Origin of the sequence: Sulfitobacter geojensis (assembly GCF_000622325.1) — a bacterium.
GTDB lineage: Bacteria > Pseudomonadota > Alphaproteobacteria > Rhodobacterales > Rhodobacteraceae > Sulfitobacter > Sulfitobacter geojensis.
The window spans coordinates 497,456-508,527 of the sequence record NZ_JASE01000005.1; the positions used below are offsets into that span (position 1 = coordinate 497,456).

Below are 11,072 nucleotides of genomic sequence, written 5' to 3' on the forward strand. Positions count from 1 at the left end.
GCGATGCAGTTGACCCTGATTGGAATCGGCACCGGCAATCCCGAACATCTGACGCTTCAGGCGATCCGTGCGATCAATGCCCAAGACATGATCCTGATCCCGCGCAAGGGTGCGGGCAAAGCCGACTTGGCTGAGCTGCGCCGTGCCATTTGCGACGAGGTTCTGACAAACCCCACCACCCGCATTGTCGAATTCGATCTTCCTGTGCGGGATGAGGCAACGCCGGATTACCGCCAGCGGGTGGATGACTGGCATGACGCGATTGCACTGGCTTGGGTAAATGCGATGGGTGGCACATCTGTTGGCAAGGTGGCGCTGTTGGTCTGGGGGGATCCGTCACTTTATGACAGCACCTTACGGATTGCCGCGCGCCTCAATCCCGCACCGCAGATCGAAGTGATCCCCGGCATCACATCCTTGCAGGCGTTGACCGCGGCCCATGCGATCCCGATCAACGACATCGGCGCACCCTTTGTCGTGACCACAGGGCGGCGGCTGCGTGACGGGGGGTGGCCGGCTGGCGTGGATACGCTGGCGATTATGCTGGACGGTGCTTGCGCGTTTCAGACCCTGCCGCCGGAGGGTGTGCATATCTGGTGGGGCGGTTATGTCGGTATGAAAGAGCAGATCACCTGCGAAGGACCCTTGGCCGAGGTCAGCGCGCGGATCATTCAAATGCGGGCAGAGGCGCGGGAAAGCCACGGCTGGATCATGGACATCTACATTCTGCGCAAAATGTAAGGCCGGCGGACCGCACGGCCTTAACTGTCGGGATCGACCTTGCCGCGCATCGCCTTGACGTCACCGCGCACCTTCTTGGCCTTTAGCCGGCGCTTCTTTGATCCCAACGTCGGGCGCGTGGCAATGCGCCGTTTCGGCGGGGTCAGCGCCTGTGTGATCAAGGCAACCAGCCGGTCCCGTGCTATGTCGCGATTGCGGGCCTGACTGCGGGTTTCATCACATTGAATGACCAAGGCACCCTCGTTGGTCCAGCGCCGTCCGGCCAAGCGACGCAACCGCGTTTTCACGGGTGCGGGTAGGGAGGGCGAGGTCGCCGCCTCAAACCGCAGCTCCACTGCCGAGGATACTTTGTTTACATTCTGCCCGCCGGGGCCGGAGGCGCGCATGAACTGCTCGGAAAGCTCCCAGTCCTGTATGCTGATGGTGTCGTTGATGCGTAACATGGGGCCTTTGTTGCATTCTGTGCGACGAAGGTCAAAACGGCATCGGTGCCGATACGGATGTGGGCAAAATAACGGGGGAAAGGAAATGGGCCGCCCCGAATACCGGAGCGGCCCAAATGAATGGCTTAAGGAGGGGATCGGTTAGACCTGAATCCACTCGGGCTGATCAACCGTCAGGGGCTGCCCTAACGGGATACCTCCCAAGCTGTTCCGACACCTCGCTCCAGTACCTTTCTAGACACTAGATCACCTCCTTTACATTTGTTGAACTCACCTGAATCGTTGCACAGGTTTCTCAAAACGCAAAGAACTTTTTTGAACTAATTGTCGCTATTGCGATGGATCAGCTTGCGCGTAGCATCCGTGCGGTCAACACGCGGAAAGGGATCAGCGCCAGCAACGCGATGGCGATTTTCACGCTCCAGTCCGCCACAGCCAACGACACCCAAAGCGGTGCAACCGGACCGGAACCCAACAGGGGGAGCATTTCGGACGCCCAGCTGACATCGGTCGCCGGATGGATAAAGCTGAATGCGCCGGAAAAGGCGACAGAGAAGAACAGCGCGGTATCCAGCGTGCCGCCGATCAGCGTGCTGACCAGTGGCGCGCGCCACCATGTCCCGCCGCGCAGCGCGGCAAAGATCGATACATCAAGCAATTGCGCGACAAGGAAGGCAAGACCAGAACCGATGGCGATGCGGACGGTGACCAGCGGGCCGAATTCGCCCATGATCTGCGTCCCGATAAGCGAACAAACAAGCCCGACACCAAAGCCGACAAGTACCACGCGGCGCGCCGCAGCGGTGCCATAAACGCGGTTCATCACATCGGTGACCAGAAACGCCAGTGGATAGGTGAAGGCCCCGTAGGTCAGCCATTGACCATAGAGAAATTGAACAAGGACATTGGAGGCCACAACGATGGCGGCCATGGCAATGATGCCGGGGAGTGTATTGCGTGTCATAATATAAAACCGTTTTTTGCAAGGGTGCGGCGACTTGGCCTGCGGGTATCGCAGACTGGGGCGCTTTATGCCTTTGCGACAGGCAGTGCAAGTCATTCCGTCAGGGCGAATTCGACGATCTGGGTGGTTTGCAGCGAAAAGAAATTGTCGTCCGAGATCAGGGTCAGGCGCGTCGCGCCGGTCTGATCCTGCCAGACGCTTATTCCCTCAAGGTTGTCAAAAGCGGCGGGAAAACTGGTCAACAACGTTTCGGTCTTGACGGGTGACGCGTTCAAATCCAGTCGCCTGATCCGGCTGCGAAACCCCAACGGCGTCACGGCGCGTTCCAACAGATACAGCCGTCCGCGATCATCGAAATCCGCACCCACCGGCCGGAACGGGCCGGGCAAAGGCACGCGGTGGCTGATCTGCCAGCGCCCTTTTTCATATGTATAAAGCGGCGTTGTACCGCTTTCGTCAGCCGCTGCTTCGGACAGGGTAAAAAGCCGGCCGTCCCGATGAATCGCCAGCGCCTCCAACCCCGTGTTCTCGGACAGTTTGGCAAAGTCGGGGTGGCCCGGAAGGTCCTGTGTTCTGCCGCTCTGTATATTCAACTTTGCGATACGATGTGCATGTTCGAAAGACACATAGGCCATCCCGTCCTGTGACACGGCGAGCCCTTCGACATCGCGAAAATCGGAGCCAAGGGCGCTGCCGTCCTGATCGAAAAAGGAATTGTAGCGTTGCGGATCGAGCGCCTGAATGATGCCGTTGTCGCGGATCAGATTGACCTGCACCAACGTCCCGCGGTCAGACAGCACGGTCATCAAGCGGCCATCTTGCGACAACTCCAGCCCGGAGAACCCGCCAAACCACGCGGCGTCCCATTCCCATGTGACTGTGGACACCAGACGCAGGGAAGGCTCCGCGCGGGCGGGCAAGGCGGCACCCCAAAGCACCACCGTCAAAACGCAAACAAGGTGTCTCAGTTGTTCAGTACCGCCTTACATTGCGCCGGCAAATCCGCCAGCACCAACTCGCGACGCGGCGGCTTGGGCTTGGCGTTCGGGTCTTTGGGTTTCGGCTTTGGCGGGTTCAGGATATTTGCCTGCCATTGGCGCGCGTCCGCACAGCCGTCCCCTGCAGGTGGCGGTGACTGGTTTACACATCCGCGCAGACCTTTGGGACAGTTTAGCCGGACATGGAAATGATAATGATGCCCATACCAGGGACGGATTTTGCGCAGATAGCTGCGGTCGCCCTTTTCATCGTTGCACATCTGCACCTTGGCGCCGGGAAAAACAAAGATACGCGCGGTACGCGGGTCTTTGGCAGCGGCCTTTAGGATATTGTGATGCGCTTTGGTCCAGGAGCTGTTCACATAGGCCCCTTTTGAGCGGCGCATGGAGATCGAGGAAATGTTCTCGCGCTGTTTGCGGCTCAGCCCAAGCGATTTAGGCGGCAACATCCAGATATCGGCATCCAATCCGATCTGGTGGCTGCGGTGACCGGTCAACATCGGCCCGCCTCGTGGCTGGCTCATATCGCCCACATACAGACCTTCCCAACCGGGTTGCCTCGCGGCGAAGGCCGACAGTTTTTTGACCATATCAACCGTTTCGGGATGCGCCCAATTGCGGTTGCGTGATAATCGCATGGCCTGCCATGTCGGGCCGGTTTCCGGCAGTTGCACACCGCCAGCCAGACACCCCTTAGCGTAGCTGCCATAGGGTGCTGAACTTTGTGCCGAGGCAAAGGATTTCGCGCCAAACAACTTTTTCGCCTGCACATTGCTAAGCGCACCACCGGACGACCCAATCGTCGGCAACACTTGTTTCGCGCCGCTGATGTCACGGCCACCCCCACCACAGGAGGCAAGGACAACCGCCAGTGCGGCACAGATCACAACGCGGGAAAGGGTCATTTGGCAAAATCTCCGTTTCGTTTCACCCATGCTAACAGGATCAACCCGATGATGAACAGACCTACGACGGGGGTAATGCCCAATCTTTGGCTGCCGGTCAGATCGCTGGTGATGGCAATCAACGCTGGGGCAAGAAATGATGTCGCTTTGCCCGAAAGCGCATAAAGGCCAAAGGCCTCTGTCATCCGCTCGGGGTTGCCCTGATAGGTCAGCATATTGCGCGATGATGCCTGCAACGCACCACCTGCTGCGCCAATCAACGCACCGGCAATGAAAAAGGCGATATCAGGTGCGGCAGAACCATCCGGTACCGGCACCCACATCACTGATGTCGGGGTCAGCGAGATGATCAGGATCGCCGTCAAAATCAGGGTGATGCAGCAAAACACAATCACGGGCATTGGCCCGATACGCCGGTCTACACGTCCGCCGACCCAGCAAAATACCGCGCCGGACAGAACGGCAAGGATGCCGAAAATACCAATGTCGATGATGGACCAGTTCAAAACACCCAGCGCGTAAATGCCGCCAAACGTGTACATGCCGTTCAGCGCATCGCGATAAAACATCGACGATCCGAGATAGGCCATCAACGAGGGGTGGCGCGGCAGATTGCGCAGCGTTTGCTTTAGATCCGCAAGCGCCTGCCCGAGTTTCAATCCGGTGTTTGGCGCGCCAGGATCATCGCGGGTGTACCGGAAAAACGGGATCATAAAGAGCGCAAACCAAACCGCTGAAAGCGGGCCAACAATGCGGGTATCCGCCTTGGTTTCCGGATCAAGTCCCAGCAATGGGGAAAGGCCCGCCATCGTTTTTCCGTTCTCCCCCGCCTGAAACAGCAACAGCATGGCAATGAGCGCGACCAGCCCGCCCAGATAACCGAAGGCCCAGCCCGAACCGGAAATACGCCCGCGTTCGGCCGGATCGGGGTCCAGTTCGGGAAGGTAGGAATTGGTAAAGATCGTCGCAAACTCCATCCCGATCAGGCCAATGCCGAAAAAGAACAAGGCCCAGAGGACGGAAAAACCCTGTGGCGCAGTCCACCAAAGCGCGGCAGAGCCGATGACATAGAGCGCCGAAAACAGCCAGATCCAGGGCATCCGTTTGCCGGTGCTGTCGGCGATCGCCCCCAGAACCGGTGCTAATAGTGCGATTGCGATCCCCGCCACGGTTAATCCGTACCCCCAATAGGCCTGGGCCTGCGCTTTGGCTGCATCGACGGCCATGCCGCCCTCAATCAGCGCGTTGGTGGCCGTCTGCGCAAAATAGGGCCCAAAGATAAATGTCAGCATCAATGTGTTATATGGCTGGCTGGCCCAGTCGAAAAAATACCAGCCCCAGATGCGTTTGCGCGCCGTGATTGTTGCCATTGTCCTGCCCCCGATGAACCCGCAATCAGGTAGAGCAGGCGATTGGGTTTCACGCAAGGGAGACTGTGCGGTTTAGGGGCCAGTGGCGCGCACATTCACCTTGATCCGTGCCGCGCTCTTGCGGATTTCTGGCCGCAGGCTTAACTGCAACACAGTGGTTTGCAAGAAGGGCGCGACATGGCTTCGATTTTTCAAATACTGATGCTGTTGCTCAACATCGTCTATTTCATCGTGATTGCGCATGTCATCATGTCCTGGCTGATCAATTTTCAGGTGCTAAACTTGCGCCAGCCTTTGGTCGCTCAAATCTGGGACGGGTTGAACCGCCTGCTTGAACCGATTTACAGCCGTCTGCGGTCTATCCTGCCGCAACTGGGGGGGCTGGATTTAGCACCCTTGGTGCTGCTGATCGGTGTGGCCGTGGCGCGGATCATCTTGGTCAATAACGCAGCGGCGTTTTATTAAGGCCCTTTGGGCTTGTTCACAGATTGTTAGTGTGGGATTCTGCATAAAAAGAGCAGAAAACGATACAGGGTTCCCGCATGACTGGCGCTGCCACGCTATTACGTGATGTCTTTGGTTTCGACGGGTTTCGCCCCGGCCAGCAAGAGATTGTAGAGGCGGTGACAGCCGGTGAAAACGTGCTGGCCATCATGCCCACTGGTGGCGGTAAATCCCTGTGTTTCCAACTGCCTGCCCTGATGCGTGACGGGGTGACGGTGGTGATTTCCCCCCTCATTGCCCTGATGCGTGACCAAGTGCGTTCCTTGCAAGAGGCCGGTGTGGGGGCCGGTGCATTGACCTCCGGCAATACCGAGGAAGAGACCGATGCCGTTTGGCAGGGTCTTGAGGATGGCACGCTTAAACTGCTGTATATGGCCCCCGAACGACTTGCCGCCGGATCTGTAACTGGCATGCTCAAACGTGTCGGCGTTAACATGATCGCGGTGGACGAGGCGCATTGCGTCAGCCAGTGGGGCCATGATTTTCGCCCTGACTACCTGCGGATCGGCGAACTGCGCCGACATCTGAACGTGCCGCTGGCCGCGTTTACCGCGACGGCTGATGCCGAAACCCGCGCCGAGATCGTGCAAAAACTGTTCGACGGAACGGATCCGACGGCCTTTCTGGGCGGCTTTGACCGGCCCAATATCCACTTATCGTTTCTGGCAAAAAACAAACCGCGTGACCAGATCCTGAATTTTGCAGCTGCCCGCAAAGGGCAATCCGGCATTGTTTATTGCGGTACGCGCGCCAAAACCGAAGGGATTGCGCGTGCCCTGCGTGAGGCGGGGCAAAAGGCGATCCATTATCATGGCGGAATGGAAGCCGAAGACCGCCGCATCGCCGAACGCCAGTTCCAGCAGGAAGACGGGTTGATCGTTTGCGCCACGGTCGCATTCGGGATGGGTGTGGACAAACCCGATATCCGCTGGGTTGCCCACGCGGACCTGCCCAAGAGTATCGAGGCCTATTATCAAGAGATTGGCCGCGCCGGTCGGGATGGAGCACCCGCCGAAACACTAACGCTGTATGGCCCTGACGACATCCGCCTGCGCCGCACCCAGATCGACGAAGGACTGGCCCCACCTGAACGTCGGGCCGCAGATCACGGGCGGTTGAACGCGCTGCTGGGTCTGGCAGAGGCGTTGGAATGTCGCCGCAAAACCCTGTTGGGGTATTTTGAAGAGACCGAAGTAACCTGCGGGCGTTGCGATCTATGCGACACGCCTGCGGATGTGTTTGACGGGACAACGGCGGTGCGAAAGGCGCTGTCGGCCATTTTGCGCACCGAAGAATGGTTCGGCGCGGGGCATCTGATTGATATCCTGCTGGGTGTGGAGACAGATAAGGTCAAGGCGCGGGGCCATGCCAGCCTGCCGACGTTTGGTGTGGGCGGCGAATATGACCGCCGCCAGTGGCAGGCGGTGTTTCGCCAGATGATGGGCCATGACCTGATCCGCCCCGACCCCGAACGCCACGGTGCCTTGCGCATGACCGATGCCGCCCTGCCGATTTTGCGCGACGAAGCCAAGATCAGCCTGCGCCGCGATTCCATCAAAACCGCAGGGGCCAGCCGTCGCCCTGCGGTGAAGCAGATGGTCAGCGAAGAAGACGCGCCACTGTTGTCTGCCCTGAAAGCCAAACGGCGCGGTCTGGCAGAAGCCGCACGCGTGCCCGCCTATATTATTTTCACTGACCGCACTCTGATCGAGATGGCGGAAAAGCGCCCGCGTGATCTGGACGGGATGGCAGGGATCAGTGGGATCGGGGCTAAAAAACTGGACACCTACGGATTGGCATTTCTTGAGGTGATCAACGGCGAAGCTGCGGGCATGCATCCGACACGGCGCAAGCTAGCGGGCCGCGAGGCCGGCAATGTCTATGACCAATTGTTGCAGGTGCAGGCCGATCTGACCCGTGGCGAGGGGGGCGGTGACAAACCGCTGAGTTGTTCTGCATCGCTTCTGGCCAAGGTCGCGCAACTGCGCAATGCGGATGAGACTGCCATTGAGCGGCTGCTCGGCGAACGCCGCGCGACGCGGTTCGGCCCTGCGTTTCTGGACGTCCTGCGCGAGGCGGGTTGATCCCCCCTTGTGGTCACGGGCCACGGCGCTATCTCTGGATCAAGTCAAAATAGGGGACCAAGATGCTGGTTGTGATTTCGCCTGCCAAAAGGCTGGACTGGGACGTGCGGGACGTGGAAGTTACGCAGCCCGATTTTCAGGAAGACGCGGTGCGACTGGCAACGACGGCCCGCAATCTGAGCTTGGGCAAGTTGAAAGACCTGATGCATCTGAGTGATGATCTGGCGCGGCTCAACCGCGACCGGTTTCAGGCCTTTGAGGCGGAGCCGGCAGCAGACATCACACGGCCTGCCGCATTGGCCTTTGCCGGTGACACCTATCAGGGGTTGGAAGCGGATAGTCTGGACGCGGATGAACTGGCGTGGGCGCAGGATCACCTGCGGATTTTGTCAGGCCTTTACGGGGTGTTGCGCCCATTGGACGCGATCCAGCCCTATCGGCTTGAAATGGGCAGTAAGCTAAAGACGCGGCGCGGTGCGAACCTTTACGAGTATTGGCGCGATGACTTGTCAAAGGCACTGAATGCGCAGGGTGCGGCGGTTGGCAGCGATGTATTGATCAACTGCGCCAGTCAGGAATATTTCGGCGCGGTGGCCCCCAAAGCCCTGAAGCTGGACATCATCACACCACAATTCATGGAAGACAAAGGGGACGGAAAAGGCCCCAAAATTGTCAGCTTTTTCGCCAAAAAAGCACGCGGCGCGATGGCGCGGTTCATCATTCAGAACCGGTTGACAGATGCAGAGGCGATCAAGGATTTTGAGACCGGCGGTTATGCCTATCAGCCGGAACTCTCAACGCCGCAAAAACCTGTATTCCTGCGCGATTACCCCTCGTCCTGATCCGGTCGGAGGGACGCAAACCTGCCGCCATGCGCCACTTCTATTTCGTGCAGGATCAAGGGTTTGCGTAGCGGTTTTGTCAGGTATTTGTCCAAACCGGCAGCAAGAATTCCGGTATCATCCCCGTCCATTGCATGGGCGGTCAGCGCAAGGATCGGCGTGCGGGAACCCCTTTCGATCGCACGGATAGCGTTGGTCGCCTCTTTGCCGTCCATCTTGGGCATTGAGATATCCATAAAGACCAGATCGGGCGCTACTTCCTGAAACAGGCGCAGGGCCTCTTCGCCATTGCTGGCAAAAGTCAGATCAATGTTCAAACCCTTGACCATCTTGCGAAACACCAACTGGTTGGTCTTGTTGTCCTCTGCGGCGAGGATCCGCATGCGGCGCTGTGACATCGGCGGCTGCTCCGCAGTGGGGCCGGACGGACCGAATGATATTGCATCCAATACATCAAACAGGTTCTGGCGCGACGGCGGGTGCAGCAGAATATCGTCGACACGGGTATCAAATGCCTTGATCGCCTTGCTGGGGTGGGGGCTGAGCACAACGAAACGCACGCTGCGGCCAAGGGATTTCAGGTGGTCCAGCAGCGGGGGTGCGTATTCCTGATCCGCAAGCAACAGGTCGATGTCATCGCCGATCGCCGCCTCTGCCTGCGCGATGGAACTGCAAGCGGTTACCTTTACCCCTAGCTGGGTAAATTGACGTTGCAGGATACTGCGATTGATGTCGACATCGTCGACAATCAATGCGTGACGCAGCCCCTGTGGTGGCTGCCATTGCGGAATTGCACTGTCCCCGGTCAGACCCATTTCCACACGAAACCCGAAACAGGATCCTACGCCATCCTCCGATGTCACCCAAATTTCGCCGCCCATCATGACGACCAGCCGCTGCGAAATGGCCAAGCCAAGGCCGGTGCCGTCAAATTGCCGGTTGCGTTCGTTTTCAACCTGATTGAATTCGCCAAAGATATGGCCCACCATATCCGCCGGTATCCCGATGCCTGTATCTTCAACCACCACATGCAGGGACAGGGTGCCAAGCGCCGGATCAGGCACGCCGGTAACACGGATCAACACATGCCCTTGCGCGGTAAATTTGACCGCATTCCCGATCAGATTGGTCATCACCTGCCGCACGCGCCCCGGATCACCGACCATCATGGTCGGCAAAAACAGGTCATAATCCAACAGCAACGGCAGCCCTTTGGCCTGTGCCGATGTCTGCAACAGCATCAGAACTTCGACAATCGCCCTTTCCAGATCGAATGGCTGCGGGTGCAGCTCCAGTTTTTGGGCCTCGATCTTCGAGTAATCCAGCACATCGTTGATGATCACCAGCAACGCCTCGCCAGAGTTTTTGATGGTCTGGACAAACAGATGCTGTTCTTCGTCAAGATCACTTTCGGCCAGTAATTCTGCCATGCCGATAACGCCGTTCATCGGGGTGCGGATTTCATGGCTCATGTTGGCAAGGAAAGCAGACTTGGCGCGGTTGGCGCTTTCCGCCACGGACCGTGCCTCCTTCAGCTGTTCTTCATAGACAACGGTTGCGGTGATATCGAGGCCCAGCGACACCATATCCCCTTCGGGCCCGCGCTGATCGACCAGTTTGATATAGCTTCCGTTCCACAGCTGGATCACAATCGGCTCGGGGTCGCGCTGCTGGATGCGTTCGGCCATCATCTCGCGCCAGCCGGCATTGCTGAGTGCGCCGGTTTTCACGATCCCTTCATCCGTCAGCACTTGCAGGATGGTGATATAGTTCACCCCGGGGCAAATGACGTCAAGCCCGTCAAAAATCGCGAGATAGGCGCGGTTGGCCATGATCATTTCATTGTCGGCGTTAAAGAAAGCAAAGCCGTCGCTGATGGTTTCGATGGAATGCCACAGCCGCCGCTCGGCGATCGCGATCTTTTCGTTGGCAACGTTCAGATCGGATTTAACCCGCTGGTTTTCGCCCCTGATCGTGGCCACCTGCGCACGTGTTTCGACGATTTCCTCGCTCAATTGCTGGGCGTGTTTCCCCAATTTCCGGTTCGCAGCAAAGAGTTCCGCCTTTTTCAGCTCGAGCATACGCTCGGCGGCAAGCCGGTTGCGCCGTTCCTCGGTTAATTTGTTGGCAAGGCTCATCCGTGCTCCGATCGGACCCTTCGTTTCGCGCAGATTGGCGTAAACCGGTGAACAATACCTTAAACCCCACGCCCGAGACTTGC

General features: G+C 58.4%; 10 protein-coding genes. 4 read left to right on the forward strand and 6 right to left on the reverse strand.

Going from position 1 to position 11,072, the window contains the following annotated elements; all coding sequences use genetic code 11:
• The first annotated feature begins 3 nt into the window (after window positions 1-3).
• Window positions 4-741, forward strand: a complete 738-nt coding sequence (gene cobF, locus Z947_RS0104500; protein ID WP_025043122.1) for a precorrin-6A synthase (deacetylating) — start codon at window positions 4-6, stop codon at window positions 739-741.
• Between the two features lie 20 nt (window positions 742-761).
• On the opposite strand, the gene arfB is transcribed toward cobF, so the two are convergent.
• The 5 genes from arfB to Z947_RS0104525 all read right to left on the reverse strand — a co-directional run bounded on the left by arfB (window position 762) and on the right by Z947_RS0104525 (window position 5,421).
• Window positions 762-1,184 (reverse strand): alternative ribosome rescue aminoacyl-tRNA hydrolase ArfB, encoded by a 423-nt coding sequence (gene arfB, locus Z947_RS0104505; RefSeq protein ID WP_025043123.1) that lies wholly within the window; start codon window positions 1,182-1,184, stop codon window positions 762-764.
• Between the two features lie 343 nt (window positions 1,185-1,527).
• A complete protein-coding gene (locus tag Z947_RS0104510; RefSeq protein WP_025043124.1) occupies window positions 1,528-2,148 on the reverse strand; it encodes a queuosine precursor transporter in 621 nt (206 codons plus the stop codon).
• Window positions 2,149-2,240: 92 nt separating this feature from the next.
• Window positions 2,241-3,068, reverse strand: a complete 828-nt coding sequence (locus Z947_RS0104515) for an esterase-like activity of phytase family protein (protein ID WP_162171864.1) — start codon at window positions 3,066-3,068, stop codon at window positions 2,241-2,243.
• A gap of 44 nt (window positions 3,069-3,112) precedes the next feature.
• The gene (gene mepA / locus Z947_RS0104520; protein ID WP_025043126.1) at window positions 3,113-4,051 is read right to left on the reverse strand and encodes a penicillin-insensitive murein endopeptidase; all 939 of its coding nucleotides are present in this window, start codon (window positions 4,049-4,051) and stop codon (window positions 3,113-3,115) included.
• On the reverse strand, window positions 4,048-5,421 hold the full coding sequence (locus Z947_RS0104525) for an MFS transporter (RefSeq protein ID WP_025043127.1): 1,374 nt from the start codon (window positions 5,419-5,421) through the stop codon (window positions 4,048-4,050). The genes mepA and Z947_RS0104525 overlap by 4 nt, the downstream gene beginning before the upstream one ends.
• A 177-nt stretch (window positions 5,422-5,598) precedes the next feature.
• Here Z947_RS0104525 and Z947_RS0104530 point away from each other — a divergent pair, with 177 nt between their 5' ends.
• From Z947_RS0104530 to yaaA, 3 genes are all read left to right on the forward strand, one after another.
• Window positions 5,599-5,886: a YggT family protein gene (locus Z947_RS0104530; RefSeq protein ID WP_025043128.1), complete on the forward strand. Its 288-nt coding sequence runs from the start codon at window positions 5,599-5,601 to the stop codon at window positions 5,884-5,886.
• A gap of 77 nt (window positions 5,887-5,963) precedes the next feature.
• Window positions 5,964-8,009 carry a DNA helicase RecQ gene (recQ, locus tag Z947_RS0104535; protein WP_025043129.1) on the forward strand — a complete coding sequence of 682 codons (2,046 nt, stop codon included), beginning with the start codon at window positions 5,964-5,966 and terminating at the stop codon, window positions 8,007-8,009.
• 62 nt (window positions 8,010-8,071) lie between these two features.
• The gene (gene yaaA / locus Z947_RS0104540; RefSeq protein WP_025043130.1) at window positions 8,072-8,851 is read left to right on the forward strand and encodes a peroxide stress protein YaaA; all 780 of its coding nucleotides are present in this window, start codon (window positions 8,072-8,074) and stop codon (window positions 8,849-8,851) included.
• Here yaaA and Z947_RS0104545 read toward each other — a convergent pair.
• On the reverse strand, window positions 8,836-10,989 hold the full coding sequence (locus Z947_RS0104545; protein WP_025043131.1) for a response regulator: 2,154 nt from the start codon (window positions 10,987-10,989) through the stop codon (window positions 8,836-8,838). The two genes, yaaA and Z947_RS0104545, sit on opposite strands and share 16 nt — an antisense overlap.
• Window positions 10,990-11,072: the final 83 nt, after the last annotated feature.

Coding starts and splice junctions, on each gene's coding strand:
- cobF (WP_025043122.1), top strand. CDS start 4: ATGCAGTTGACCCTGATTGGAATCGGCACCGGCAATCCCGAACATCTG.
- Z947_RS0104525 (WP_025043127.1), bottom strand. CDS start 5,421: ATGGCAACAATCACGGCGCGCAAACGCATCTGGGGCTGGTATTTTTTC.
- arfB (WP_025043123.1), bottom strand. CDS start 1,184: ATGTTACGCATCAACGACACCATCAGCATACAGGACTGGGAGCTTTCC.
- recQ (WP_025043129.1), top strand. CDS start 5,964: ATGACTGGCGCTGCCACGCTATTACGTGATGTCTTTGGTTTCGACGGG.
- Z947_RS0104510 (WP_025043124.1), bottom strand. CDS start 2,148: ATGACACGCAATACACTCCCCGGCATCATTGCCATGGCCGCCATCGTT.
- yaaA (WP_025043130.1), top strand. CDS start 8,072: ATGCTGGTTGTGATTTCGCCTGCCAAAAGGCTGGACTGGGACGTGCGG.
- Z947_RS0104530 (WP_025043128.1), top strand. CDS start 5,599: ATGGCTTCGATTTTTCAAATACTGATGCTGTTGCTCAACATCGTCTAT.
- mepA (WP_025043126.1), bottom strand. CDS start 4,051: ATGACCCTTTCCCGCGTTGTGATCTGTGCCGCACTGGCGGTTGTCCTT.
- Z947_RS0104545 (WP_025043131.1), bottom strand. CDS start 10,989: ATGAGCCTTGCCAACAAATTAACCGAGGAACGGCGCAACCGGCTTGCC.